Genomic DNA, 27000 nt, shown 5'->3' with positions numbered 1-27000 from the left:
CCGAAAATGTGCCCTTTTGGCGAACAAAACCCCAGGTGGGGACCGCCAAAAGGGCACACTATCGGGTCAGGAGAAGAGCTTGGGGAGGGTTCCCTCGAAGGCCTCACGCAGCTCGGTGAGCGGCACGGTGAAGGCATCCTGGACCTCGACGGAGTCGCTGCCCTGATCGACGACACCGATGCGGGTCCACGGCATCTGCCGGGCATCGAGCATGCCGCAGAAGCGGACCTCTTCGGAGCGCGGCACAGCGACCAGCACTCGGCCGGTCGACTCGGAGAACAGCCAGACAAACGGATCGGCACCCTCGGGCAACACGATCCGGCATCCGGTCTCGCCCGCCAGCGCGGCCTCGATCACGGTCTGGGCGAGGCCACCCTCGGACAGGTCATGCGCGGCCGACACCAGGCCGTCGCGCGATGCGGCGGTGAGGATTTCGCCCAGCAGTCGCTCACGTTCGAGGTCGACGGCCGGCGGCGTGCCACCCAGATGATCGTGCGCGACCTGCGACCAGATCGATCCGTCGAACTCGTCGTGCGTGTCACCCAGCAGGATCAGCGTCTCGCCGATTTCGGTTCCGAAGCCGGTCGGGATCCGCCGACGGACATCGTCGATCACTCCCAGGACACCGACAACCGGGGTGGGCAGGATCGCCGTGGCACCGGTCTGGTTGTAGAAGCTGACGTTGCCACCGCAGACCGGGATGCCCAGTTGCGCACAGCCGTCGGCCAAACCGCGGACGGCCTGCTGGAACTGCCACATCACCGCCGGGTCCTCGGGCGAACCGAAGTTGAGGCAGTTGGTGACGGCCTTGGGGGTGGCGCCACTGACCACGACGTTGCGGTAGGCCTCGGCCAGCGCCAGCTGCGCACCGCGGTACGGATCGAGGTAGGTGTACCGACCGGAGGCGTCGGTTGCCAAAGCGATTCCGCGACCGGTGGATTCGTCGATGCGAATCATTCCGGAGTCGGCATTCTCGGCCAGCACGGTGTTGCCGCGGACGTAGCGGTCGTACTGCTCGGTGATGAACCGGCGACTACACAGAGCCGGTGACGAGATCATCTCCAGCAGGGTGGCCCGCAACTCATCCGGCGAGACCGGACGCTTGAGGTCTTTTGTGCTCGAAGCGATCACATCGTCTTGCCAATCCGGACGGGTAACCGGACGCTCGTAGACCGGTCCGTCGTGTGCCACGGTGCGCGGCGGCACGTCGACCACGGTTTCGCCGTGCCAGGTGATCTCGAGATGTTCGCCGTCGGTGACGTGACCGATATCGGTGGCCAACACGTCCCACTTACGGCAGACCTCCATGAACGCCGCGACGTTCTCGGGGGCGACCACCGCGCACATCCGCTCCTGCGATTCGCTGGAGAGGACCTCGGCCGGGGTCATGCCGGTGGCCCGCATGGGCACCTTTTCGAGTTCGATGTGCATGCCACCGTCGCCGGCCGCAGCCAATTCCGAGGTCGCGCAGGACAGTCCGGCGCCACCGAGATCCTGGATACCGATGACGATGCCGGCCTTGTAGAGGTCGAGGCAGCACTCGATCAGCACCTTCTCGGTGAACGGGTCGCCCACCTGGACCGCGGGAAGCTTCTTCGGTCGGCCACCAGCACTGTCGTCGAACGTCTCCGACGCAAGGACGGACACACCGCCGATGCCGTCGAGACCGGTCCGGGCGCCGAACAGGATGATCCGGTTGCCTGCACCCGACGCGAACGCCAGGTGTAGATCTTCGACGCGCATGACGCCGGCACAGAGTGCGTTGACCAACGGGTTGCCCGCGTACGACGCGTCGAAGACCGTCTCGCCGCCGATGTTGGGGAGGCCGAGGGAGTTGCCGTAACCACCGACACCGCGGACCACACCGTCGACCACCCGGCGGGTGTCGGGGGCATCGGCCGCACCGAAGCGGAGCTGATCCATGACCGCGATCGGACGGGCACCCATCGCCATGATGTCGCGGACGATGCCACCGACACCGGTCGCGGCACCCTGATACGGCTCGACGTACGACGGATGGTTGTGCGATTCGACCTTGAACGTGACCGCCCAGCCGTCACCGATGTCGACAACACCGGCGTTCTCACCGATCCCGGCGAGCATCGACGACCGCATCTCGTCGGTCGTGGTCTCGCCGAAGTAGCGCAGGTGCACCTTGGATGACTTGTACGAGCAATGCTCGGACCACATCACCGAGTACATCGCCAATTCGGCGGCGGTCGGACGGCGACCAAGGATTTCGCGGATCCGCTGATACTCATCATCCTTCAAGCCCAGCTCACGATATGGCTGCGACTGATCGGGGGTATCGGCGGCGACAGAAACGGTATCTAGGTCTGCACTCACGAGAACAGTCTAGGTGGTGCCGGACCGGCCGCTGACCACGCCGCCTCCGAGGGCCTGCCGTCGGCACGGTTCCCGGTGGTCTGGCGGACCCGAACCAGCCGGGCGCCGGGTAGTCTGTGCCTCGCGCGCCGGGGGTGGCGCGCCGGGGGGGACACGGGGGTCATCATGACTGACAGGGCAACTACACCGGGCTCTCGCTCGGCCGTCGCCAAAGCACGCCAGTTGTTCGACTTCGGGGTGCTCAGCCTCGGCATCCCGGTCGACACCGAGCAGTACCCGCCCGACCGGGACAAGGCCACACTCGCGTTCACCCGGGCCACCGAATGGGACCCGACACTCGCCGACGCCTGGCTCGGACGGCTCGCCTGCGGGGACAACTCCCCCGCCGTGATCTTGCAGCTGTACCGGACCCGCGCGACTCTCGGTGCGCAGCAGCGACGACTCGGCCTGCCCGCCCGCACACTGTCGGGACGCTTTTCGACCGGCTTGTACATCGACTATCCACTGGCCGACCGGACCGAGGCCATCACCGCCTACGCCGCCACCCTCATCGCGGGCGCCGACCATCAAGGCGCCGAGGACGCGCTCGACGAGGCGGCCGCCACCGTGGCCGGCCGCGCGCCCATCATCGACTACCTCCGGGCCAGCCTGCACTTCAAGACCCAGCGGTGGCCCGACGTCCTGACGTCGCTGTCCGAGTCGGCCTCGTGGTCCGACGCCTACATGAACGCCGGAGCCGATCTCATGGCCGGTTCGGCGTGCGTGCAGATGGGTTTGTTCACCGAAGGTGTCCGGCGGCTCGAGGCCGCCCAGGAAGGCCCGATCCCATCGGCGGCCACCGCGGCGATGTTCACCCACGGCCTGGCACTGCGTGAGCAGGGCTCCGAAACAGCCGCGCGCGAACGGTTCGAGGCCGTCTACTCCCGCGACCCGTCGTTCGCGGCCAACACCAAGGCCCTGTCCGATCCACGATTCCGGCTGGTGATCAACACTGCCGAAGAGATCGACGCACGCACCGACAAGTGGGATCCGGCGTCTGTGCCCGACTCACCGGTCCCCGGCTCCGGCGGCGGCGGCGACCCGGGATTGCTGGCGACCGCCCAGGCCGAACTCGACGAACAGATCGGACTGGAGTCCGTCAAAACCCAAGTCGCCAAACTCAAGTCCGCTGCAAAGCTGGCCAAGATCCGCGCCGACAAAGGACTCGCGACCGGACCTCGCAGCCTGCATCTGGCATTCACCGGTCCACCCGGAACCGGCAAGACCACCATCGCCCGCATCGTGGCGAAGATCTACTGCGGACTCGGCTTGATCAAAACTGATGCGGTGGTGCAGGTTTCACGGCGCGATCTGGTCGGCGAACATCTCGGCAGCACGGCGATCAAAACCTCGGAGGTGATCGATCGGGCGATGGACGGTGTCCTGTTCATCGACGAGGCCTACACCTTGGTCCAGAGCGGCCTGTCCGGCGGTGACGCGTTCGGACGTGAAGCCGTCGACACCTTGCTCGCCCGGATGGAAGACGACCGCGACCGGCTCGTTGTCATCATCGCCGGCTACGACGCCGAGATCGATCGACTGCTGAACGCCAACGAGGGCATGTCGTCCCGCTTCGCCAAACGCATCCGGTTCGACTCCTACAGCCCGACCGAACTGGCCGGCATCGCCGAATTGCTTGCCCGGAAGCGGGATTCGCTGCTCAGCCCGGAGGCACTGCAGGAACTCGAGTTCGCCTGCGGCCCGCTCTATCACCAGATCCAAACAGACCAATCCGGGGCCGGACGCCGTTCCATCGACCTGGCAGGCAACGGCCGGTTTGTGCGCAACGTCGTGGAGAGCGCCGAGGAAGAACGCGAACATCGCCTGACCAGCGGCGAGATCGACCTGGCCGACCTCGACGACGATGCGCTCATGCGGATCGAGGTCGCCGACATCCAGGCCGCGCTGGAGAACGTGCTGCGCTCCCTCCAGCGCAGGCCGGGCTGAGTGCTCAGCCCCGGCGGGTGACCTCGAGGATTGTCTCGGCCAGCTCGGGCCGACAGATCACCAGGTCCGGCAGATAGACGTCGCGCTGGTTGTACTGCAGGGCAAGCCCATCGGTCCTGCTGCACCACAGCCCCTGCGACTTCGCCACCGCCACCGGAGCCGCCGAATCCCACTCGTACTGGCCACCGGCGTGAACGTACGCATCGGCCTCACCCCGGACCACCGCCATCGCCTTGGCGCCGGCAGAACCCATCGACAGAAGTTCACCACCAACGGCCGCTGCGACATCCTCCGAGAAAGCCGGCGGACGCGACCCGCTCACCACCACTCGCGGGACATCCCCACGCGGCGTCGCGGCCAGGCCGACCACAGGCGCGATGGGCTGACCGTCGTTGACGTACGTCACCCCCAGCGCAGGCAACGCCACCGCGCCCACGGTCAGGCCCAGACTGTCTGACGGTCGAGTTCCGCCTCCGGCTCCATCTCCGCGCTCCCAGAGCGCAACATGTACGGCCCAGTCGTTATGGCCCTCGGTGCCGTACTCGCGGGTGCCGTCGACCGGATCGATGATCCACACCCGGTCGGCGTCGAGACGGGCCAGGTCATCGAACGATTCCTCGGACAGCACCGCGTCGCCGGGACGTTCGTGTGCCAACTGTTTCAGCAAGAGCACATTCGCCTGGAAATCGCCGGCGTTGCCGAGCTCTTTGCCGGTCAATCCCGATGTGGCACGCAGGTCGAGCAACAACTCGCCGGCGGCAGTGGCCAACCGACCGGCCAACTCCAGGTCCTTCGGGTTCACAGTCACACGCCCAGGCTACGGCGAATCGACTCGGCAACGTCCCTTGGCGCACCGTCGGTCGGGGTGATGACCACATCCGGATCGGCCGGACGCTCGTACGGTGAGCTGATCCCGGTGAAATGCGGCACCTCACCGCGCCGCGCCTTGGCGTACAAACCCTTGGGATCACGTTGCTCGCACAGATCGAGGGGTGTATCGATGAACACCTCGTAGAACGGGATCCCGCGCTGCGCGTGAATCTCTTTGGCCCGCTGCCGTTCCGCCGAAAACGGACTGATCAATGACACGATGGCCACCGCTCCGGAGTCGGCGAACAGCGCGGCGACCTCTGCGGTCCGGCGGATGTTCTCCCGGCGATCGTCGTCGCCGAAACCGAGGTCGGAGTTGAGACCGTGGCGCAGATTGTCCCCGTCCATCAGATAGGCGGGCCGGCCCTCGGCGACCATGGATCGCTCCAATTCCACTGCTATGGACGATTTGCCGGCACCAGAGAGGCCGGTCAGCCAGAGCGTGGCACCCTGGTGGGCCCGCTGCTGCCGCGTGACCGATGAACTGTGCCAGACCACATGGGAATCACGGCTCACCGGACCGTTGATCATTCCGGCGCCGACCGTCTTGTTCGTCGCCTCATCCACCAGGATGAAGCTACCGGTGTCGCGATGCTGACGATAGGAGTCGAACATCATCGGTTGCGCAGTGCGCACCGTGACCCGCCCTATCTCGTTGAGCTGCAGCGCTTGCGCGTTTCCGTCTCGATGCAGCGAGTTCACATCGAGGCGGTACGTGAGGTCACCGATGACCGCTTTCGTCTCACGTGTGGCGCTCTGCAGCGTGTATCGGTTACCGGGTTTCAGTGTGGTGTCCTCCGAGAACCAACAGACCATCGCGTCGATGTCGCGGCCGACGTGAGGCCGGTTGCCCGGGCGGGCCAACATCTCGCCGCGGCTGATGTCGATGTCGTCGGCCAGCGAGATCGACACCGCCATCGGCGCGAAAGCCTCATCGATCTTTGTTCCACCCGGACCCCAGATCTCCGACACCGTGGTGGTGAACCCACCGGGCAGTGCCACGACCTCGTCGCCGGGTTTGAAAGTACCGCTGGCGATCGTGCCCGCGTAGCTGCGATGGTCCGTGCCGTCACCGAGTTGTGGCCGGATGACGTATTGCACGGGAAAGCGCGCGTCGATGAGGTTGTGATCGGAGGCGACGTGGACGTCCTCGAGGTGTGAGAGCAGTGAACCACCCTGGTACCAGGGCATATTCGCGGACGCATCAACCACGTTGTCACCGCGGAGCGCCGAGACCGGGATGAAGCTGAGGTCGGTGACGTCGAGCTTGGTGGCAAACGCGGAAAACTCGTCACGGATCGTCGCGAACCGCTCTTCGGACCAATCGACCAGGTCCATCTTGTTCACGCACAGCACCACATGCGCGACGCCGAGCAACGATGACAAGAACGCGTGGCGGCGGGTCTGTTCGAGAACACCCTTACGGGCGTCGATGAGGATCAAGGCCACATCCGCGTTGGACGCCCCGGTCACCATGTTCCGGGTGTACTGCACGTGTCCCGGCGTGTCGGCGATGATGAATTTCCGCTTGGGCGTTGCGAAGTAGCGGTAGGCGACGTCGATCGTGATGCCCTGCTCACGCTCGGCACGCAGCCCGTCGGTCAGCAGCGCCAGATCCGCGTATTCGTCACCGCGCGCAGCGCTGGTCCGTTCGATGGACTCCATCTGATCGGTGAAGATGCTCTTGGAATCGTAGAGCAATCGTCCGATGAGGGTCGACTTCCCGTCATCTACACTGCCGGCGGTGGCCAAGCGCAGCAATGCTTTTCGACCGCCGACTGCGGTTCCGGCAGCAAGCGCCTCATGGTCGACAGTCATCAGAAGTAACCCTCCCTTTTGCGATCTTCCATGCCGGATTCAGAAATGCGGTCATCGGCCCGGGTCGCACCGCGCTCGGTCAGCCTGGTCGCGGCGATCTCGTCGATGACCTGGTGGACCGTTGCCGCATCACTGAGTACGCAACCGGTACAGGTGGCATCTCCGACGGTCCGGAATCGCACCTGCTCGGTGTGAACCTTTTCCCCCGGTCCCAATTCCAGGAATTGCGTTCTGGCCAAGAGCATTCCATCTCGGGACACCACGTCGCGCCGATGCGAGTAGTAGATACTCGGCAGCTCGATCTCCTCGGCGGCGATGTACTGCCAGATGTCGAGTTCGGTCCAGTTGCTCAGCGGGAAGATCCGGATGTGCTCACCCTTGTGATGGCGACCGTTGTAGAGGTTCCACAACTCGGGCCGCTGGGCGCGCGGATCCCACGCACCGAATTCGTCACGGAAACTGAACACCCGCTCCTTGGCGCGGGCCTTCTCTTCGTCTCGACGTGCCCCACCGAAGACGGTGTCGAACTTGTTTTCTCCGATACCGCGGAGCAATGCGGCGGTCTGCAGCCGGTTACGACTGGCGCCCGGGCCCGTCGCTTCGACCACCCGTCCGGAATCGATGTCGTCCTGCACGCGCGAAACAATCAGCCGGACGCCGGTTTCTTCGACCACTCGATCCCGGTAGTCGATCAGCTCGTCGAAGTTGTGGCCGGTGTCGACATGCATCAACGGGAACGGAACCGGCGCCGGCCAGAAGGCTTTGCGGGCGAGGTGGAACATCACCACCGAGTCCTTGCCCGCGGAGAACAGCAAGACCGGGCGCTGCGCGGTGGCCGCGACCTCGCGGAATATGTGGACCGACTCCGCTTCGAGCGCGGCGAGGTGTGTGAGTTCGTACCTCGTGCTCACCATCAGGATGACCCTTCGTCGAGGTGCTCCGAGAACTTGACTTGTCGAATATTCGACACTAACGTCCGACAATATGACATCGACGGTAGGTGACGGCAAGGGCGCCGGTCAACCCTCTCCACCGACACAGCGCGTGGTGCGAACCATCGAAGTGCTGGCGGACAGCATCGACACGCCCCTTTCGCTGGCCGAGATCGTCCGGCGCACCGGGTTTTCGCGGGCCACCTCCCACGCGGTTCTCGCGCAGCTCACCAACGACGGCTGGGTGACCCGCCAGGACGGCAATTTCAGCATCAGTGCCGGATTCGTGGCGCTTGTCCGGCATACCGAACGCGGATTCCCGATGCGACGGCTCGCGGCCTCCGCGGCCCGCGACATGGCCGAGGCTCTCGACATGCCGGCCTTCGTTGCCGAGCGCACCGGCGAATCGATCACGGTGACCGACGTTGTCGGCACCCCTGGACTCGAGTGGATCCGGCCCGGCCGTCGCATCACCCTGCGCCCCACCGTCTGCCGGGAGTTCGTCGCATGGTCACCTGAAGATGAGGTCCAGCGTTGGCTCGACGCCGCACCCGCGCAGGCCCGCGGCCGACTTCGCGACGTCCTCGACACCATCCGCGATCGCGGTTACGCGGTCGAACGTTTGACACCGGACCATGCGCAGATGGTCGACACCCTTGCATCCCTGCGCAATTCGCCGGTGTCCGACTCGTTGCGGTCACGGGTCGACGGCCTTCTCACCGAACTGACCACCATCGACTACCTGGCAGACGAAACGGTCGGACAGGTTGCCGTGGTCACCATCGGCGCACCCATCTTCGACGAGACCGGCGCCGTGGTCGCGTCGATCGTCGCCGTGCCCGACCGTGAGATGTCTGCCGAAGAACTGCAGCAGATCGGAAAAGCGGTCACCTGCGCCGCCGGCCGCGTCGGGGAAGCGCACACCCGTCACGGCCTCAACAGGGCCTGAGAAGGGTGTCACCACTTGCACCGGCACCCATCGACGCCGATGCATCGGTGAGCACACCGTCGACCACCTGATAGACCGAATCCATCTTCGCGAAGTGGGTTCGATCGTGAGTGACCAGCAGTGTGGCCGCCTGGTGGTCGCGGACCACATCCACGATCAGGTCGATGATGGCGGCGCCGCGTTCTTGGTCCAGGGCACTGGTGGGTTCGTCCACCATGAGCAGCCCAGGGTTGTTCATCAGGGCTCGGGCGAGATTGACGCGCTGCCGCTGGCCACCGGATAGCTGTCCGGGCTTCTTGTTTCGGTGGTCGGCCAGCCCGACCGCGTCCAGCAATTCCATCGCACGATCCCGCGTCTCCCGCCGGCGACCACGGGGCACCACCAGGGACTGTCCCAGACGCGCGGTCACCTCGAGCTGTTCGAGTGCGGTCAGCGACGACACCAGGTTCGGCTGCTGGAACACGAATCCGATCTCGTTGCGCCGCACCACCGCAGCATCTCGACGGGAGAGCTCGGTGATATCGGTCCGACTTTCGCCGGTACGCAGGAGGACGCGACCACTCTCAGGGCGGATGAGTGTCGAGGCCACCGCCAGCAGACTCGATTTTCCTGAGCCCGAGGGACCGGTGACGGCGGCTATCTCGCCGCGGTTTAGACGGAGCGATACGTCGTCGAGCGCGGTGACTCGGTGATTTTGTCCGTCAGCGAAGGTGAGCGTGACGTGTTCGATGTCGAGTGCGATGTTCATCGGGTACTCCCCAGGGCAGTGAGTGGATCGGTGGTGGACACGAAACGGAGCGCAAACCCGGCGCCGATCAGTCCGAGTCCGACGAGGGCCGCCGCCGGCACGACGGTGGTGGACATGTCGACGACAAACGGGACCGCGTCGCCCATGACCTGACCGGCCGCCACCGTGATGGCCAGTCCTGCGCCGACCCCCACGACGAGGACGATCAACGCCTGGCCCAGTGCATCGCGAACGAGGGAACCGGTACTGGCACCCAGTGCTTTGAGAACTGCGATGTCCGGGGTCCGCTGAATGGTCCAGACCGTGAAGAACGCACCGATCACCAGGGCTGAGATCGCAAAGAGCATCACGGTCATCAACGTCAAGGACATGTTCTCGGATTTGTACGAACCAATCGCCTGCACTGAATCCGACACACTCGTGGACGTCGTTCCGGCGACCCGGTCCACTGCGTCGGTGTTCGAGATCCCCGACACCGCGAGAACCGTGGCGCCTGCGGTTTGGTTCAACGCCTGCCACTCGGCCAGACCGATCCAGATCACCGGGCTGTGGCTGAACCAGTCGTCGCCGCGGACCGCGCTGACGACGAAGTCCTCGCCGCCAAACGTGACCGTGTCCCCGACTTCGGCGTCGAGATCTGACGCCGCGGGTTCGCTCAGGGCCACGGTGTGGGGCGTGGTCGGCGCGCGGCCGGTGAATCCGGAGTCGGCCCCGATCAATGCCACGGTTGCCGTCGATCCGCCGTCGGACATTGCCTTGGCGCGACTGATCCCGATCGGGTCTACCTCACCACCGGCCCGTTCCCAGGCGGCGATCTGATCAGTGGACACGCTGGAATCGTCGAAAGACGGATCCGTTTCACCGCCTGCGAAGACCACCGTTTGAGCGGTGATCGCCTCGATGGCCGATACGTTCTGATGGCGTAGCCCGGCAGTCAGGCCGCTGAGAAAACTGGTCAGCACGGCCACCATCAGGACGACGAGGGTGATCAGCACGAACCTGCCGCGCGCGGCGCGCAGGTCCCGTAGAGCGACGAACACGAGCATTCCTTTCATCGACGCCACCTTGTTGCGGCCTTGAACTCATCGTGGCCGCGGTGGGCACCGCCGCCATCGCACGGAAGCGCCGGTCCGCGCACGTCGAACGATCGACCGCGGCTACTTCTTTTGATGGATGCGCAGGGGTGCTGGTTGTTTACGCTCGAAGACGTGCGTCATTCGTCCCTGACCCCGGTGTTCGCGGGCCTGCAGACCTCGCTGCATGCGCTGATCGTCGCGCTGAGCATGGTGGTCGTTCTGCGCGCGCTGCTCCTCGACGAGCCGCATCCGGTGGCGGTGATCGTCCTCACGCTCGGGTTCCTCAGTACGTATCTCGTCGGCGTCGTGGTCCGGTTGCAGCGACGGGGACGAGGGGTGTGGATCGCCATCCTGACGCTGTTGTGGCTGGTCCTGATCGTGCTGACACCCGATGCCGCCTACATCGTGTTCGGACTGTTCTTTCTGTATCTGCGGGTCCTGCCCCCGCGGTGGAATCTGCTCGCGGTCGCCGCGGCCACTGCCCTGGCGATCATCAGCACCGGGGTGCATCGGGGCTGGTCTGTTGCCGGTGTTGTCGGTCCGGTGATCGGGGCCTGCGTCGCCGTTGTCATCGGCGTGGCCTACCGGACGCTGTATCGCGAGGCCAAGGAACGGCAACGACTGATCGACGAACTCGTCGCCACTCGGGAAGTTCTCGCCGCCCAGGAACGCGCCTCCGGAACGCTGGCAGAACGTGAGCGGTTGGCCCAAGACATCCACGACACCGTCGCGCAGGGGCTGAGCAGCATCCAATTGCTGCTACACGCCGCCGAACGGGCCGACCCGCAGCACCCTGCGGTCCAAAAAATCCAGATGGCCCGCGAGGTCGCTGCCGACAGTCTCGCCGAAACCCGTCAGCTCATCGCCGAACTCACTCCGGCAGCGCTGGAGGGGCAGTCATTGGGGTCGGCAGTGCGGCGGATCTGTGCCGGAGCACAGTCGGAGACCCTTGATGTGCACACCCTCGTCGAAGGCGAGGCCGTGCAATTACCGATGCCGATCGAGGCGGCGCTGGTGCGGATCACTCAGAGCGCGATGGCAAACGTGGTGCAGCACGCGCAGGCGAGAAGGGTCCAGGTCACGCTGACCTACAGTGACGACGTGGTGTCACTCGACGTCGTGGACGACGGGATCGGATTCGATGTGCGAATACTCGATCAGGACCCGTCAGAATCGTTTGGTCTCAATGCAATACGGCGTCGAGTGCAGCAGCTTCACGGTTCACTCGATCTGGAGTCCGAGCCCGGGCACACCGCACTGGCGGTCTCGTTTCCGATCGCCTCGGTCAAGATGACGCGATGATCCGATTGTTGTTGGCCGACGACCACGCGATCGTGCGGGCAGGCCTGCGCGCGATCCTCGAAGACAGCGATGACATCGACGTCGTGGGTGAGGTGGCCACTGCAGACGCCGCGATCGCCTACTGCACCACCACCGACGTCGATCTGGTCCTGATGGATCTGAGATTCGGCGCCGGCACGTCGGGCGTTGAAGCCACCGCAGCCCTCCGCAGGCTGCCGAACGCGCCACATGTGTTGGTGGTGACCAACTATGACACCGACAGCGACATCCTCAACGCCATCGAAGCCGGTGCCTGCGGCTATCTTCTCAAAGACACCCCGCCTGCTGAACTACTCGCTGCGGTTCGGACCGCTGCGGTTGGCCAGAGTGTCTTGTCGCCCGCCGTCGCATCCAAACTCATGACGCGGGTTCGCAAACCCGAGTCGTCGTTGAGTCCCAGGGAGATCGAAGTCCTCCGACTCGTCGAGTCGGGGATGTCGAACCGGGCCATCGGTAAATCGCTGTATCTCAGCGAGACGACCATCAAAACCCACCTGGTCCACATCTACGCGAAACTCGGCGTCAATTCTCGGACCTCAGCAGTGGCGCGCGCCCGAGAAATGGGAGCCATCTGACTCGACCCGCAGTCGGTACCCGATCGAAGCCGGTCAGTGCGTGAAAACCGGCCGTGACCACCAGCCGGGGTTTACCAACCAAGCACTTGCTAGGTAGGGTGTCGGATGTGACGATCCCGAGCCCCCTGAGCGCCGCCGAACTAGGTCCCGACACCTCACCGGTGGCCTACGACGTTGTTGGCGCCACGGCATACATCACCCTCAATCGACCCGAGTTCCGCAATTCCCAGAACTCGGTGATGACCTACTCCCTCGACGCCGCCTTCGGGCGCGCGGTCGATGACGCAAGCGTCAAGGTCATCGTCCTACGCGGAGCGGGCAAGCACTTCTCGGCCGGCCACGACATCGGTACGCCCGAGCGTGATGTGCACGTCAAGTACCCCAACACCGCGTCCCTCTACTGGGACCACACCGACCGCGTCGGCGGCGACCAGCGACTGGCCCGCGAGACCGAGGTCTACATGGGGATGTGCCGGCGCTGGCGGGAGATCCCCAAGCCGGTGATCGCCCAGATCCACGGTGCGTGCATCGCAGGCGGGTTGATGCTCGCCTGGATCTGCGACTTCATCGTCGCCTCCGACGACGCCTTCTTCTCCGACCCGGTGGCCCGGATGGGCATCCCCGGCGTCGAGTACTTCGCCCACGCCTTTGTGCTCGGGCCGCGCCGCGCCAAGGAGATCCTGTTCACCGGGGAACGATTCGGTGCAGCCGAAGCCCTCGAGTGGGGCATGGTCAACCACGTTGTCCCCCGCGATCAGCTCGAAGCCAAGGTCGACGACATCGCCGGACGCATCTCGGAGATGCCCCAGCTCGGGCTCGCGTTGAGCAAGAAGGCCGTCAACATCTGCGAAGACCAGATGGGTCTGCGCAACGCGATGGATTCGGTCTTCGGCTGGCACCACTTCGCACACAGCGCCAATGCCGAAGCATCCGATGGTGATTCGCTCGGCGGTATGGATGCCAAGTCGATGAAGTCCAGCGCAGAGAAGAAGAGCTCCTGATGGATCTACTCTTCAATTCAGCAGCCGACGAATTCCGTGCCGAGGTCCGTGGCTGGCTCAACGAGAACGTGCCGTCGGAACCACTCGCATCGATGGACACTGCCGAAGGATTCGAACAGCATCGGCAGTGGGAACGGCAGATGGCCGATGCCCGCATGTCGGTGGTGAGCTGGCCGGTCGAGTTCGGTGGCCGGGACGCACCGCTGCTGCACTGGATCATCTTCGAAGAGGAGTATTACCGCAGCGGCGCACCCGGTCGGGTCAGCCAGAACGGCATATTCCTTCTTGCACCAACCCTTTTCGAGCATGCACATCCCGATCAGCTGGCGCGGATCATGCCGCGGATGGCCCGGTCCGAAGACATCTGGGGTCAGGCCTGGAGTGAGCCCGAGGCCGGCAGCGACCTCGCGTCGCTACGGTCGACCGCCACCCGCACCGACGGTGGCTGGCTTCTCAACGGTCAGAAGACCTGGAGTTCCCGCTCGAGTTTTGCCGATTGGGGTTTCGGCCTGTTCCGGTCCGACCCCGACTCGTCGCGACACAAGGGCATCACGTACTTCATGTTCGACCTCCGGGCCGACGGCGTGACGGTCCGACCGATCAATCAGCTCGACGGTGAACCCGGCTTCGCAGAACTGTTCCTGGAGAACGTCTTTGTCCCCGATGACCCCGAGTCACCCGGCGAGTCCGGTGTGATCGGAACGGTGAACAACGGCTGGAAGGTGGCGATGAGCACGGCCGCCAACGAACGCGGCCTGTCGCTGCGTTCTCCCGGCCGGTTCCTGGCCACCACCGATCGACTCCTGGCTCTGTGGAACGACACCGACGCCGACGCCCGCACCGGACACGGCGATCAGGTCGCCGATGCCTGGATCGGCGCCCGTGCCTACGAGCTCTCGACGTATGCCACGGTGAGCCGTCTCGCCGAAGGTGGCCAGCTCGGGATCGAGTCGTCCATCAACAAGGTGTTCTGGTCGCAGTGGGACATCACCACGCACGAGACCGCACTCGATCTGCTGGGCGCCGATGCCGAACTCGCGCAGCGGCAACCGTCGGGGGCCTGGATGGATGGATACCTGTTCTCGTTGTCAGGACCTATTTACGCCGGCACCAACGAGATTCAGCGCAATGTGATCGCCGAACGCCTACTCGGACTACCACGAGGAGATCGCTGACATGAGGTTCCTCCTCGAAGAAGAGCACCAAGACCTGGCCGCGTCCATCGACTCGATGTTGGCCAAGGCCGACCTTCCCGGCGTCATCCGGTCGTGGAATGACGGCGACACCAAGCCCGGTGAGGTCGTGTGGTCCAAGCTGGCCGAGACCGGTGTCAATGCCCTGCTGATCGGTGACGAACACGGCGGAATGGGCGCAGGCGCCGTCGAGATGGTCGTCGCGGCGCAGCAACTCGGCCGCCATGCCGTACCCGGCCCGGTTGCCGAAACCATTGCTGCCGTGCCGATTCTGTTGACTGATGCCGGCGCCGTCGACCGGTTGGCAGCCTTGGCCGAAGGTGAACTCGCCACCGTCGCCTTTCCGCCGCTGGTGCCGTACGCGGTCGATGCCGCCCTGGCCGGTCAGGTCTACGTGGTCCGCGACGGCACCCTCAGTTCCGGCGTCGCCGCCAACCCACGGCCGTCGGTTGATCTCGCTCGCACACTCTCGTCCGTCGATGTCGACACGGCGATCGGCCCGGTCGATCCCAGTCGTGCCTTCGACTTCGGCGCTCTGGCCACTGCCGCCCAGCTGATCGGGTTGGCCGACACGATGCTCGAACTCGCCGGCGAGTACGCCAAGACCCGCAAGCAGTTCGGCCGGGAGATCGGCTCGTTCCAGGCGGTCAAACACCACCTGGCCAACGTCGCTGTTGCAGCGGAGATGGCCCGGCCGTTGATCCACGGCGCCGCGCTGTCGCTTGACGGTCAGGTTCCCGAGCCGCAGTTCGCCTCCCGGGACGTCTCGGCGGCGAAAGTTGCTGCCGGCGAGGCTGCCTACCTCGCCTCGCGGGTCGGACTGCAGGTCCTCGGTGCGATCGGTTACACCCAGGAACACGACCTGTCGTTGTATCTCACAAAAACACGTGCGCTGATCACGGCCTGGGGCACACCGGCCGTTCATCGCGCGCGGGTACTGGAGGCGATCACCGCATGAGCATCTACTCCCCCGGTGTCGACACCGAAGAACAGGCAGCACTGCGCGATTCGGTCGCCAGCCTACTGCGGCGGAGCGGTGATTCCGCCGCGGTACGGTCGGCGATGGAATCCGAAGGCCGAACCGATCGGGCCCTGTGGGCCACACTCTGTGAGCAGATCGGCGTTGCCGCACTGTCGATCCCCGAAGAGTTCGACGGTATCGGTGCCTCACTGACCGAGACCCATGTGGTGCTCGAAGAGCTCGGTCGCACACTGTCTCCGGTTCCGATGCTCGGGTCGGCGGTTCTGGCCACCCAGGCCCTGCTCCTCAGTAAAGACACCGACGCCTGCGCCGCCACGCTGCCTGCCCTCGCGTCAGGCGAGAAGACCGCGGCACTGTGCTGGGCCGATGCCGACGGGTGGAAACGCCCGGGCGTCGAGGCGAACGCCGGTATTTTGTCCGGCACCGCCCACTACGTACTCGACGGTGAAACAGCCGACGTGCTGGTGGTTCTGGCGCGCAGCGGCGGTGTCGTCACGCTGCATGTCGTCGATGCCACCGCGGACGGCATCAGCCGTTCGCCGCGCCCGACGATGGATCCCACTCGGCCGTTGACCAGCATCACCTTTGACGACGTCGACTCGACCGCCATACCAACACCGGCTGATCTGGTGGACAGGCTACGCGCGATCGCATACGTCGCGCTGAGTGCCGAACAGGTCGGCGCTTCTCGCGCAGCGCTGGATCTGACGGTGGAATACACCAAGTCCCGCAAGCAGTTCGGCCGTGTCATCGGATCCTTCCAGGCGCTGAAGCACCGGATGGCCGACATGTATGCGCTCACCGAGATCGCCCATTCGATCTCGTACGCAGCTGTCGACGCACTGTCATCCGGCTCCGACGAAGCCCTCGACCTGGCCGCAGCGGCACGCGTGTACTGCTCGGATGCGTTCTCACACATCGCAGGCGAGACCATTCAGCTACACGGCGGGATCGGCATCACGTGGGAACACGATGCCCATCTCTACTTCAAGCGAGCACACGGCAGTGCCCAACTCTTTGGTCTGCCGCATGAGTCCCTACCCCGTTTGGCCACCGCAGCCGGCCTCTGAAATCCCTGCCGCCACCGCCTGCCGAGCTCTTCCGACCGGCGGTGGTCAGGGGCCCGGGGTCAGCGGGACTGTAGACGCACCTTGGCGCGTTGAACGTGCTGCTCGTCCATAGGCGGTTCGACGATCTGCTCGGCGCCGGGACGTAGGCCGGCGATGGCGAGCGCAAGGTGCCGCCGCCACGCGGTATCGCTGACGCCCCTGGTGGTTTCGATGACTCCACGCAGCGCCCAGAAGATGACGTCCACGTCCGACTCCGCGGCGTCCTCGCGGATACGTCCGTGTTCTTTCGCCGATACGAGCAACTCCGACGCGATCCGCCGGTACTCGTTCTTGAGCGCCGTGGTCTCGTCGTCGTTCCACATGCGCGAGATGCAACCCCTGTGCGATGCCTGGATCTCGCCGGTCCCGTACATGACCTGTTCGAGACCCGAGCCGTCGGTCACGTCGAGGGCCTCGGTGGCGATCGCGACCAGATCGCTCAACAGCTGTCGAACGAGTTCGCTGATCAGTGCATCCTTGGTGGGAAACCGGCGATAGAGCGTGCCGGTTCCGACTCCGGCAACCCGTGCGATCTCGTCGACGCTCGCGTCGAGGCCGCGTTCGCTGAAGACGGTGGCCGCCGCGTCCAGCAACCGTTGCCTGTTCTCGGCAGCGTCGCGCCTGAGCACTTTGTCACCGCTGGGTGCCTCACGAACACTCACATGGACCTCACTCGGATTCGTCGCCCGCAAGAGTACCGCCGGCAACCATTGCAAGCTCGGGATGCGAGAGTTCGGCAACGTCTTCGCGATGGGTCGTCTTGTTGCGGTTCACCGCCGGGATGAACAGGGCGGCAACAGCCGCCAGACCGCCTGCGATGCCCAACATGACAAACCCGTTCGTATAACCGGATTCGGTCGGGACGCCCGCCGACGATGCGCCCGCAGCGACAACGCTGGCCATGAACGCTGCGCCGAGTGACCCGCCGATGGTGCGGATGTTCGCGTTCATTCCGCTGGCGACGCCGGTTTGGTGCGGCGGTACAGCGGCGACAACAACATTCGACATCGCCGCAAAGGCCAGTCCGAACCCGATCCCGTTGACTGCCATCGCCACGTAGATGTCAATTTCGGCCGAATGAAGAAAGGCGATGATGAAGTAGGACGACGCGCTGATCAGCGATCCGACGATCAGTAGATTCTTGGAGCCGAAACGGGCTGCCAGACGGCCTGAGAAGAGTCCGACGGTGAACATGCCAACCGCGTTGGGCAGCAACATCAATCCCGACTCCGTGACGGTCGCACCGAATCCATAGCCCGCCGAGCTGGGTGCCTGCAGGAACTGCGGCAGGAAGCCGAGTCCTGCGTACATCCCGATGCCCATCAGCAGTGCGATCAGGTTCGCAGCCCACACACTGCGGATTCGCATCATCGTCATGTCGATCAGCGGATTCGACGAGCGGGATTCGGCGATGATCCAACCGGCCAGCACAACGGCCGCGGCCAACAGCATGCCGATCACCTTTGCCGAGCCCCAACCCCACGAGGGCGCCTGACTCACGGCGAGCAGAAGCGCAACAAGCCATGCCGACAACAGAAACGCGGTGAACCAGTTAATCTTTCCGGCCGACCGGATCGGCGATTCCGGTATCAGGAAGAACGCCGCCACACCGGCGAGGCTGGTGATGATCAGCGGAATCCAGAAGAGCCAATGATAGCCGAGCAGGTCGACGATCGGCCCGGCCAGCACGATACCGATGCCGGCCCCGACGGACACCAGTGCAGCGATCAGACCAACCGCTCCGGGCACCTTCTCTTTGGGGAACTCGTCACGGATGATGCCGAAGGCCAGGGGCAGGACTCCGCCGCCGATCCCCTGAATGGCCCGCGCAATGATCATCATCGACAACGACGTGGCCAACGCGGCCAGCATCGAACCGAGCGCCAACGCGACCATCGCGATCACGAACATGCGCTTCTTGCCGTGCATGTCACCGAGTCGACCCAGGATCGGTGTGAAGATCGATGCCGACAGCAGGTACGCCGTCAGTACCCACGTGACATCGGTCTGGTTGGTTCCCAACGCCGCCTCAACGGTCGGCAGGACCGGCATCACCAGCGATTGCAGGAGGGCGAAGGCCGATACTCCAACAGTGAGGACGGCAAAAGTCACTTGATGATGCGCCCGGGCGGGTGCGGTTTCCATTCATTCTCCTGAAGACGAAAGCGGAGACTGCGCTCCGGATACTGGAATGAACCTAGCACCCGAAGCGGAGAGGTCGCTCCGCATAACGTCGAATCAAAGGATCGCAAATGGGCAAGATCGATGGCCAGATGGCCCCGCACCAGGGAGTGGTCAGGCGAAAGCGGCGTTGACCTGCGCCTCGGTCAGGCCATAGTCCGCCAGCGAGTATTTGTGCACCGGCCGACGGTCGCCGGATTGACTTTCTTCGTCAAGGGCTCGCATCGCCGCGGACGCCGCATCCGTGAGTTCCAGTCCGAATGTCTGGTAGATGCCTTCCATCGTTCCCAGCGGATCTGTTCGGAAATCGCGGAAGTCGACGTCGATGAACTGGGCCGGATTGTATTTGGCACGTGCGGTGTTGAATTGGCGCAACCCGCGCGACCACAACTCCAACTGGGTCTGGCCGATCAACTCACCCTTGAACACGGTCGACCAGCCATCACCGGCGGCGTCGGCCAGACTGCACATCGACGGGATGATCGTCGCCGGCGGACGATGCGTCTGGATGATGAGTGCGTCGGGATAGACCGCCATCAATTCGTCGAGCGCGAACAAGTGGCTGGGGTTCTTCAGGATCCATCGATGCCCGGGCTCGTTCACACCGACCAACTGCAGGTTCTTCTTGTGCCTGGCATAGGCGTTGATCCAGTCCTGCTGCTGCAGCCAATGCGAATACGTCGGCAGGTACGCCAACGACTCATACGAGATCGACTTCATCGTCTGCCGGAGCAACTGCCAGCATTCCTCCACGTCGGAGGCACTCATGTAGTGCAGGCCCATGAACTCCGGATTCTCGACGTGATGCTGCTCGAGTCCCGACTGGATCTGCTGGAAAACCGGATTCGACTCCCAGGTCTCGCGCGGGGGTCGCGGTTGCGGGAACTCGGCGAGCCACATCTCGAGTCCCTGATGACCCGGATCAGCGGTCAGCATCCGATGCAGCGCGGTGGTGCCGGTACGCGGCAGTCCGGTCACGAAGATCGGCCGGTCCACGACGACAGAGCTGTACTGCGGGTTCGCCTTCCACGATGCCTCACTGAGCAGCCGGGCGACCAGTGCTCCGCGCAGGAAGAACCGATTCATCTTGCTCCCGAGCTCGGTCAGCCCGGCGTCGCGGACATACGATTCGAGCAGCACTCCGAGCGCCTCGGTGTAGTCGTCCTCACCGAAGTCCTCGAGACCACAGGCCTTGGTCGCCGAAGCCTTGAGATCTTCGACGGTTCCGACATCAGTTCTCGTGGTCACAACTACTCCCTACACGTGGTACTCGCCGCAATTGACGTCGAGCGTCTGGCCGGTGATCGCACTGGCCCAGTCGGACGCCAAAAATACTGCGGCCCGGGCGATCTCATCGGGTTCCGGGAGCCGTTTGAGATCAGACTTCGACGCTGTCTGCTCATAGACCTGCTCGGGGGTGATGCCGTACTTCTTCGCGACCTCACCGAAGTACCACTTCAGCTGGTCGTCCCAGATGTAGCCCGGTGCAACGGTGTTCACCCGAATGCCCTTGTCACCCAGTTCCGTGGCCAGCGTTTGAGACATCGCCAGCAACGCCGATTTGGCCAGCTTGTAGCTGCCGTACCGGGGCTCGGAATGACGGATCACCATCGAGTTGATCATCACCACCGCCCCCGAGGTCTTCTCGAGTTCGTCGGTGAATGCCTTGGTCATTCTCAGCCCGCCCAGGATCGTCAGATCCAGGCTGGCCCGGATGTGATCGAAGTCGGTGCGGGCCAACGGTTTCATCGATGGCAGTGCGAATGCATTGTTGACGAGCACATCGACTCTTCCGAACTCGGAGACGGTCGCGTCGACAAGACCGGTCACCGCGTCATCGTCTGTGATGTCCGTCGGGACCTGCAAGGTGACCCCACCGGCCGCTACGATCTCCTTCGCGATCTCTTCGAGTCGCGACGCCGTGCGGGCCGCGAGGACAACCTTGGCGCCGGCCGCGGCCGCCTGCAGGCAGATCGATCGGCCCAACCCCGGTCCGACACCACCCACGACGACAACCTTGCCGTCCAGTAATCCGTTTCCCGCAGTGGTCATTCCCGCACCGGCCATGTCCGCAGTTGTCATCCCAGCATCCTTTGTCCAAACCCTCGCTGCCGCTCCGCGATCCGATCTCGCCATTGCTCGTCCGTCACGACGTTCGATTCGTGATACGGCAGATGCGCAGGCACATCAGCGATATCGATGATCGCCACCGACGGACCGTCGGAAGCTGTCAGCGCGCGGCTGACCCGCTGCCACCGGAACTGCGCGATCCCCCGCTGCCGCCCGGTCGTCTCGATCCAGTTCGCCACACCCGGACTCTTCGCGCTCACGACAAGCCGGATCATCCCGTCGGGATCGACCTGGGCCTGCGAGGCATTCAAGCTGGTCTGATGGTTGACATAGTCGAGCGAGATGTACCACATACTGCCGAGCTGAAATCCCTGGTACGGCGCATCGGATTTCGGCACGGTGATGAGCATGGCCTCGTCGTCGGCGAGTTCGTAATGCCCCACCGATGAGAACTGCGTGCTCAGTCCGCCGGGGGTGAGCCGGGGCTCGGTGAGTGTGTTGACGGGGAGGTCGAGGTAAAACCACTTGGGAAAGTTGAACCAGGTGTTGATCCGCGACAACAACATCTTGCCTGCGATCTCATAGCGGCGCGTGATCTGTGCCAGACCGGGCTCGTCCGGTGCAGTACCGACGGTGTCGACCCGTTCGATCCTGATGGAACCCTTGCGCTGATCCCAGCGGTTGTACACCTCACGGACCGCCAACATCGACGAACCCTCGCCGAGAACGAAATAGTTGGGGCCGGCATCCGCTTTCGGTGGCCCGAAACGCAATTCGAAGGAACCGTCGGGGTCGATCTGCAGACGCCGGTCATCAAAAGCGTCGTCACCGCCGGGAACGTTGGTCGAGGTGTAGTCGCCCTTGAGGACCTGGAAGCTCAGATCCACTGTGTCACCGCGCGTTCCGGTGATCACGTACTCGGCGTCAGGCACCACATTGGCGTGGTAGTACAGCGTATCCGGATTGTCGAGCCCCATCTTCGCGTAGGGACCGGTGGAGGTGACCAGATATGGATGACTCTTCGCATGCGCCCAGGCCATCTGCAGGCTCGCCTTGATACTGCCGGACAGATAGTCGAACCCCTCGGCCAGATCCTGCTCATTCCGGATGAATTCGGCTCCGGCAATCATCTTCTCGGCCTCGGTGATCGCCTCCCGGAAGGGACCCGTCACGTCGGGGGCGAAAGGTTGTGTCATCTCTCTCCTTTGAGAAACCCACGGCACCTACAACCAGGTGTCGCCACCGTTCCAGGTCAGGAAGTTCTCGAGTTCGGCCTGCGCGGGGGTGACGCGCGGGTGCTCCGTGGACAGGTATCCGCCACGGTAGAACAACAAGGGCTTGTCCTGCAGCACTTCTCCCAAAGTCTGCACCCGCCCGATCGCGATGTAGTGGTCGCCGCCGTCGTCGACACGGTCGAGGGTGCAATCCACCCAGGACAAAGAGTGTTTGATGACCGGCAATCCCAGCGGCGAATGCTCCCATTCGATGCCGGTGAACTTGTCGTCGCCGGGTGCACCGAACGCGGCGCTGACGGCCTGCTGACTGTTGGAGAGCACATTGACACAGAACTTCTTGCTCTGCTCGATGACCTTCCAGCTGCGAGACGTCTTCATCGGGCAGAACAGCACCAGCGGCGGATCAAGCGACAATGCGGCAAAGGACTGGCAGGCGAAGCCAACCGGTGTGCCGTCGTCGGTCACCGTGGTGATCACCGTGACCCCGGTACAGAACTGCCCCATGGCGGTCCGGAACTGCCGCGCATCGAAATCGTCTGTACCGCGCGGTTGGCCGGCAACCGGCCGAGCTCCGCCTTCGGCTCCGTCTCCAGCCATGTCAGGCGTTCTTGAATCCGATGGAGAAATCGTGGCCCCACAGACTGACCGCGGTACTCTCCCGCGCAATCCAATCGTGATCGTCGACCTGGCGTCCCTCACAACCGAATTCGATGTCGAAACCGCCCGGGGTCTTCATGTAGAACGAGTACATCAGGTCGTTGACATGACGGCCGAGCGTTGCCGACATCGGCACCTTCTTGCGAAGAGCCCGGTCGTGCGCCAAGCCCACGTCGTCGGAGTTCTCCACCTCGATCATCAGGTGCACGATCCCGGTGTCATTCGGGAAGGGCATGAATGCCAGGCTGTGATGACGCGGGTTACAGCCGAAGAAACGCAGCCACACGGGCGGGCTGCCCGGTTCACGACCGGCGATCTCCGGCGGCAGCCGCATCGAATCGCGTAGCCGGAAACCGAGTACGTCGCGATAGAACTCGAGCGACGCATTGTCGTCGTCGGTGGTGAGCACCACGTGACCCAGACCCTGTTCGCCGGTGACAAACTTGTGGCCGTACGGACTCACGATCCGGCGGTGTTGCAGTGCGACACCATGAAACGCTTCGAGTACGTTGCCCGACGGATCAGAGAAGACGATCATATCGACCACCTGCCGGTCGGCGAGTTCGAAGTCCTTTGCCTCTCGGAATATGACGCCTGCCGCCGACAACCGATCCCGAACATCCTGCAATGCAGCAGCATTGGCGCACTCCCAGCCAGAACTGGACAGATGGTCGCGATCGCCCGGCACGATCACCAACCGCGCCGGGAAATCGTCCATCCGCAGGTACACCGCACCTTCGGTGAGCCCGCTGCCCTCCGACATGCCGAGGACCTTGAGTCCGTAGTCACGCCAGGCGGCCACGTCGGTGGCCTCGATACGCATGTACCCCAGCGAACGAATGGGGCCGAAGTCTTGCGTCATCGTCGATCTGCTCCTTGTGCGAGAGTTGCCGAATTGGGGTGGCGCATCAGACCATCGTGTCGCCGATCGGGATGCCGAACTCTCCGTTTCCGAATGCGACATAAGCCCTTTCGGCATCGTTGGCGGCGTGCACGCGTCCGGCATGGGCATCGCGCCAGAACCGCTGGATGGGTGTGTCGAGGTCGAGTGCATGTGCACCCGAGTTCTCGAAGAGCCTGTCGATCGAGGCTACGGACCGACCGGTGGCCCGTACCTGATCGCGACGGGCCTTGAGCCGCAATTCCATCGGAACCTCTTCGCCGGCCACCAGTAGGTTGTACTCGGCCTGGAGGTTGCCCGACAGTTGCGTCCACGCCGCGTCGATGTCACTGGCGGCCTCGGCGATCCGAATCTTGGCGAACGGATCGTCCTTGGCCTTCTCCCCCGCATACGCGGCGCGCACCCGCTTGCCCTGATGTTCGACGTGTGCTTCGTATGCGCCGTAGGCCATGCCGACGATCGGGGCCGAAATGGTGCTGGGATGGATTGTTCCCCAGGGCATCTTGTAGACCGGCGCGGTGTTCTGCTCCAGGCCCGGGGCCGCCCCGGTACTCATCGCCCGGAAGCTGAGCATCCGATGGCTGGGCACGAAGACGTCCTTGACGTCGATCGTGTTCGAGCCGGTGCCCTTGAGGCCCACCACATTCCAAACGTCCCGGATCTCGTAGTCGGATCGCGGGATGAGGAAGCTGACAAAGTCCACCGGCTTGCCGTTCTTGATCACCGGCCCACCGAGCACCACCCAGCTGGCGTGGCCCGATCCGGACGACCACGCCCAGGACCCGTTGACCTTGTAGCCACCCTCGACCACCTCGCCCATGCCCATCGGCGCATACGACGACGAGATCCGGACCGAAGGGTCCTGGCCCCAGACGTCTTCTTGCGCCTGTTGCGGGAACAGCGCCAGATGCCAGTTGTGGACGCCGATGATGCCCGCAACCCAACCGGTGGATCCGCACGCGGACCCGAGGCGGCGCACAGCCTCGTAGAACGTCACCGGATCAGCCTGATAGCCACCCCACTGTTCGGGCTGCAACAGCTTGAAGAAGCCGATGTCGACCAACGATGCGATCGTCTCATCCGGGATCTGGCGTAGATCCTCTGCCTCTTGTGCGCGTTGCGCGATCTCGGGCAGCAGGGCACTGATCTTCTCCAGTACCTCTGCCCCTGCCTGCCTGCCGTCACCCATCGAGCAACTCCTCGCTGTCGTTCCACGTCTACTCAAACGAGACTAGAACACGTTCTCATTTATGTCGAGTACTGCGCGTTTACCTTGCTTTCCTGCGCCGTTTCGTCGATTCCCCTGGCATCGAACCGCACTTTTTTGTAACATGTTCTACTAAGCGCCTGCGCTTAAGGGCGAGAAGCCTGTGGATGTACCGAACAGGGCGGGCAAGCAAAAGTACGAGGGAGCAGCAGATGACCGACATCGATGGCGGCACGATCCGCGAAATCGACACCGGAACCCCACCGACCCGCTTTGCGAGGGGTTGGCACTGCCTGGGTCTGCTGTCCGACTACGACGACGGAGAGCCGCACTCGGTCCAGGTCTTCGGCACAAAACTGGTGGTTTGGGTATCCGAAGGCGAACTGAAGATCCTCGACGCGTACTGCCGGCACATGGGCGGCGACCTGTCGCAGGGATCGATCAAAGACGGCAATGTCGCCTGCCCGTTCCATGACTGGCGATGGAAGGGCAACGGCCGCTGCGCCGGCGTTCCCTATGCGAAACGCGCGCCCAAGCTCGCCAAGACGCGTTCCTGGCCGGGCATGATCCGTAACGGACAGATTTTCGTCTACAACGACCCCGAGGGCAATCCGCCACCGGACACCGTCGTCATCCCCGAACTCGACGAACTGAACAGCGACCAGTGGACCGGCTGGACCTGGAACAAGGTGATCATCGAAGGTTCGAACTGCCGCGAGATCATCGACAATGTCGTCGACATGGCGCACTTCTTCTACGTGCACTACTCGTTGCCGGACTACTTCAAGAACGTCTTCGAGGGCGAGACCGCAGCACAGTACATGAACTCGCACGGCCGTCCGGATGTCGACATCATGACCGCGTACGGCGACACCAAGCTCGAATCCATAGCCGCCTACTACGGTCCGGCCTACATGTTGAATCCGATGGTGCAGTACTACGGCGGTTACGCCATCGAGACGATCCTGACCAACTGCCATTACCCGATCGACAACAATTCGTTCGTGCTGATGTACGGCGTGATCGCCAAGATCCCCGAGGGTCTCACCTCCGAGCAGGCGAGCAAGATGGCTGCAAAGATCACCGCGGGCATCGAAGTCGGCTTTCTGCAAGACGTCGAGATCTGGAAGCACAAGAGCCGCATCGACAATCCGCTGCTCGTCGAAGAGGACGGTCCGGTCTACCAGTTGCGCCGCTGGTACGAACAGTTCTACGTCGACGTCGCCGATGTGACCGAAGAGATGACGCAGCGCTACGAGTACGAGATCGATACCACCAAGGCTGTCGAGAACTGGAATCTCGAAGTCGAGGAGAATCTGCGACTCAAGGCAGAGCGCGAGTCGACGGCATCAATTGCCGGCCAGGATGCCGCGGATACGGTATCGGCGACCTGATGTCCGATCGGTCATGACTGCGAACTGGTCCAAAGCCCCGGATTTCAGCGATCCGGGACGTAAGGCTGCGGTTCGCGCCGCCACCTCCCGCGACAAGGAGCACTACCTACGCGGTGGCCTGACCGAAATCGAGTGCCGCACATGCCATGCTCACGTTCTTGTGAAGAAGTACAGCCCCCATCACACCAGTGTGCAATGGACCGCGCAGGCACGCGAACAGTGCCCTGAACTCGAGGCCATTCGCGCCAAGGGCGGCAACCCGGCGATGCAACCGACATGCCCGCGACTGTCCGCGAGTATCGATCACGGCGTCAGCGAAGGCATCGTCGCAAAGGAGTCACCCGACGTCGACCCCGACGGGTACTACTGACCCCGACCTCGGACAACAAACTCCGTCCCCGCAATCTGGTTGCGGGGACGGAGTTTTTC

The 27000-nt window shown here is 63.9% G+C and carries 24 protein-coding genes; 10 read left to right on the top strand and 14 right to left on the bottom strand.

Annotation, left to right across the window (positions count from 1 at the left end; translation table 11 throughout):
- Positions 1-66 precede the first annotated feature (66 nt).
- Positions 67-2346 carry a phosphoribosylformylglycinamidine synthase subunit PurL gene (purL, locus tag AC1D75_RS20985; RefSeq protein WP_495517258.1) on the bottom strand — a complete coding sequence of 760 codons (2280 nt, stop codon included), beginning with the start codon at positions 2344-2346 and terminating at the stop codon, positions 67-69.
- 165 nt (positions 2347-2511) lie between these two features.
- Between purL and eccA the strand changes: the two genes are divergently transcribed.
- Positions 2512-4332, top strand: coding sequence for a type VII secretion AAA-ATPase EccA (gene eccA / locus AC1D75_RS20980; protein WP_495517257.1), 1821 nt, complete (start codon positions 2512-2514; stop codon positions 4330-4332).
- A 4-nt stretch (positions 4333-4336) separates the two neighbouring features.
- Here eccA and AC1D75_RS20975 read toward each other — a convergent pair whose 3' ends face one another.
- From AC1D75_RS20975 to cysD, 3 genes are read right to left on the bottom strand one after another with little or no spacing between them, the layout of a single operon-like run.
- Entirely contained in the window at positions 4337-5140 is an 804-nt protein-coding gene (locus AC1D75_RS20975; protein ID WP_495517256.1) for a 3'(2'),5'-bisphosphate nucleotidase CysQ, read from the bottom strand.
- Entirely contained in the window at positions 5137-7020 is a 1884-nt protein-coding gene (gene cysC, locus AC1D75_RS20970) for an adenylyl-sulfate kinase (RefSeq protein ID WP_495517255.1), read from the bottom strand. Before cysC ends, AC1D75_RS20975 begins: the two co-directional genes overlap by 4 nt.
- Positions 7020-7934: a sulfate adenylyltransferase subunit CysD gene (gene cysD, locus AC1D75_RS20965; RefSeq protein ID WP_495517254.1), complete on the bottom strand. Its 915-nt coding sequence runs from the start codon at positions 7932-7934 to the stop codon at positions 7020-7022. The genes cysC and cysD overlap by 1 nt, the downstream gene beginning before the upstream one ends.
- A gap of 70 nt (positions 7935-8004) precedes the next feature.
- On the opposite strand from cysD, the gene AC1D75_RS20960 reads away from it, so the two are divergent.
- A complete protein-coding gene (locus AC1D75_RS20960; RefSeq protein WP_495517253.1) occupies positions 8005-8901 on the top strand; it encodes an IclR family transcriptional regulator in 897 nt (298 codons plus the stop codon).
- Here the strand turns inward: AC1D75_RS20960 and AC1D75_RS20955 are convergent.
- Both AC1D75_RS20955 and AC1D75_RS20950 read right to left on the bottom strand, forming a co-directional pair.
- Complete coding sequence (locus tag AC1D75_RS20955; RefSeq protein WP_495517252.1) at positions 8888-9649, bottom strand: ABC transporter ATP-binding protein; 762 nt, start codon at positions 9647-9649, stop codon at positions 8888-8890. The two genes, AC1D75_RS20960 and AC1D75_RS20955, sit on opposite strands and share 14 nt — an antisense overlap.
- The gene (locus tag AC1D75_RS20950) at positions 9646-10695 is read right to left on the bottom strand and encodes an ABC transporter permease (protein ID WP_495517671.1); all 1050 of its coding nucleotides are present in this window, start codon (positions 10693-10695) and stop codon (positions 9646-9648) included. The genes AC1D75_RS20955 and AC1D75_RS20950 overlap by 4 nt, the downstream gene beginning before the upstream one ends.
- Positions 10696-10857: 162 nt before the next feature.
- Between AC1D75_RS20950 and AC1D75_RS20945 the strand changes: the two genes are divergently transcribed.
- From AC1D75_RS20945 to AC1D75_RS20920, 6 genes are all read left to right on the top strand, one after another.
- The gene (locus AC1D75_RS20945; protein WP_495517251.1) at positions 10858-12027 is read left to right on the top strand and encodes a sensor histidine kinase; all 1170 of its coding nucleotides are present in this window, start codon (positions 10858-10860) and stop codon (positions 12025-12027) included.
- Complete coding sequence (locus AC1D75_RS20940; protein ID WP_495517250.1) at positions 12024-12641, top strand: response regulator; 618 nt, start codon at positions 12024-12026, stop codon at positions 12639-12641. The genes AC1D75_RS20945 and AC1D75_RS20940 overlap by 4 nt, the downstream gene beginning before the upstream one ends.
- Before the next feature lie 98 nt (positions 12642-12739).
- The gene (locus tag AC1D75_RS20935) at positions 12740-13642 is read left to right on the top strand and encodes an enoyl-CoA hydratase (RefSeq protein WP_495517249.1); all 903 of its coding nucleotides are present in this window, start codon (positions 12740-12742) and stop codon (positions 13640-13642) included.
- Positions 13642-14817, top strand: coding sequence for an acyl-CoA dehydrogenase family protein (locus AC1D75_RS20930; RefSeq protein WP_495517248.1), 1176 nt, complete (start codon positions 13642-13644; stop codon positions 14815-14817). Before AC1D75_RS20935 ends, AC1D75_RS20930 begins: the two co-directional genes overlap by 1 nt.
- A 1-nt stretch (position 14818) precedes the next feature.
- Positions 14819-15793, top strand: coding sequence for an acyl-CoA dehydrogenase family protein (locus AC1D75_RS20925; protein WP_495517247.1), 975 nt, complete (start codon positions 14819-14821; stop codon positions 15791-15793).
- Positions 15790-16887 carry an acyl-CoA dehydrogenase family protein gene (locus AC1D75_RS20920; RefSeq protein WP_495517246.1) on the top strand — a complete coding sequence of 366 codons (1098 nt, stop codon included), beginning with the start codon at positions 15790-15792 and terminating at the stop codon, positions 16885-16887. Before AC1D75_RS20925 ends, AC1D75_RS20920 begins: the two co-directional genes overlap by 4 nt.
- A gap of 59 nt (positions 16888-16946) precedes the next feature.
- On the opposite strand, the gene AC1D75_RS20915 is transcribed toward AC1D75_RS20920, so the two are convergent.
- The 8 genes from AC1D75_RS20915 to hsaA form a co-directional block, all read right to left on the bottom strand.
- Positions 16947-17588 (bottom strand): TetR/AcrR family transcriptional regulator, encoded by a 642-nt coding sequence (locus AC1D75_RS20915; protein ID WP_495517245.1) that lies wholly within the window; start codon positions 17586-17588, stop codon positions 16947-16949.
- Positions 17589-17595: 7 nt separating this feature from the next.
- A complete protein-coding gene (locus AC1D75_RS20910; protein WP_495517244.1) occupies positions 17596-19071 on the bottom strand; it encodes an MFS transporter in 1476 nt (491 codons plus the stop codon).
- 150 nt (positions 19072-19221) lie between these two features.
- Complete coding sequence (locus AC1D75_RS20905) at positions 19222-20355, bottom strand: sulfotransferase family protein (protein ID WP_495517243.1); 1134 nt, start codon at positions 20353-20355, stop codon at positions 19222-19224.
- A 9-nt stretch (positions 20356-20364) separates the two neighbouring features.
- Positions 20365-21189: an SDR family oxidoreductase gene (locus AC1D75_RS20900; protein ID WP_495517242.1), complete on the bottom strand. Its 825-nt coding sequence runs from the start codon at positions 21187-21189 to the stop codon at positions 20365-20367.
- Entirely contained in the window at positions 21186-22373 is a 1188-nt protein-coding gene (locus AC1D75_RS20895) for a hypothetical protein (RefSeq protein WP_495517241.1), read from the bottom strand. Before AC1D75_RS20895 ends, AC1D75_RS20900 begins: the two co-directional genes overlap by 4 nt.
- A gap of 27 nt (positions 22374-22400) precedes the next feature.
- Complete coding sequence (gene hsaB / locus AC1D75_RS20890) at positions 22401-23009, bottom strand: 3-hydroxy-9,10-secoandrosta-1,3,5(10)-triene-9,17-dione monooxygenase reductase subunit (RefSeq protein ID WP_495517240.1); 609 nt, start codon at positions 23007-23009, stop codon at positions 22401-22403.
- 1 nt (position 23010) lies between these two features.
- The gene (gene hsaC / locus AC1D75_RS20885) at positions 23011-23931 is read right to left on the bottom strand and encodes an iron-dependent extradiol dioxygenase HsaC (RefSeq protein ID WP_495517239.1); all 921 of its coding nucleotides are present in this window, start codon (positions 23929-23931) and stop codon (positions 23011-23013) included.
- A 46-nt stretch (positions 23932-23977) separates the two neighbouring features.
- Entirely contained in the window at positions 23978-25159 is a 1182-nt protein-coding gene (gene hsaA / locus AC1D75_RS20880) for a 3-hydroxy-9,10-secoandrosta-1,3,5(10)-triene-9,17-dione monooxygenase oxygenase subunit (RefSeq protein WP_495517238.1), read from the bottom strand.
- Positions 25160-25389: 230 nt separating this feature from the next.
- On the opposite strand from hsaA, the gene AC1D75_RS20875 reads away from it, so the two are divergent.
- On the top strand, positions 25390-26571 hold the full coding sequence (locus AC1D75_RS20875; RefSeq protein ID WP_495517237.1) for a 3-ketosteroid-9-alpha-monooxygenase, oxygenase component: 1182 nt from the start codon (positions 25390-25392) through the stop codon (positions 26569-26571).
- A 13-nt stretch (positions 26572-26584) separates the two neighbouring features.
- Complete coding sequence (locus tag AC1D75_RS20870) at positions 26585-26941, top strand: hypothetical protein (protein ID WP_495517236.1); 357 nt, start codon at positions 26585-26587, stop codon at positions 26939-26941.
- The last annotated feature ends 59 nt before the right edge of the window (positions 26942-27000 follow it).

The sequence above is a fragment of the Williamsia sp. Y712 genome (assembly GCF_059445525.1).
The sequence above is the reverse complement of the archived record's forward strand: the minus strand, read 5'-3'. Positions and strand labels throughout refer to the sequence as shown.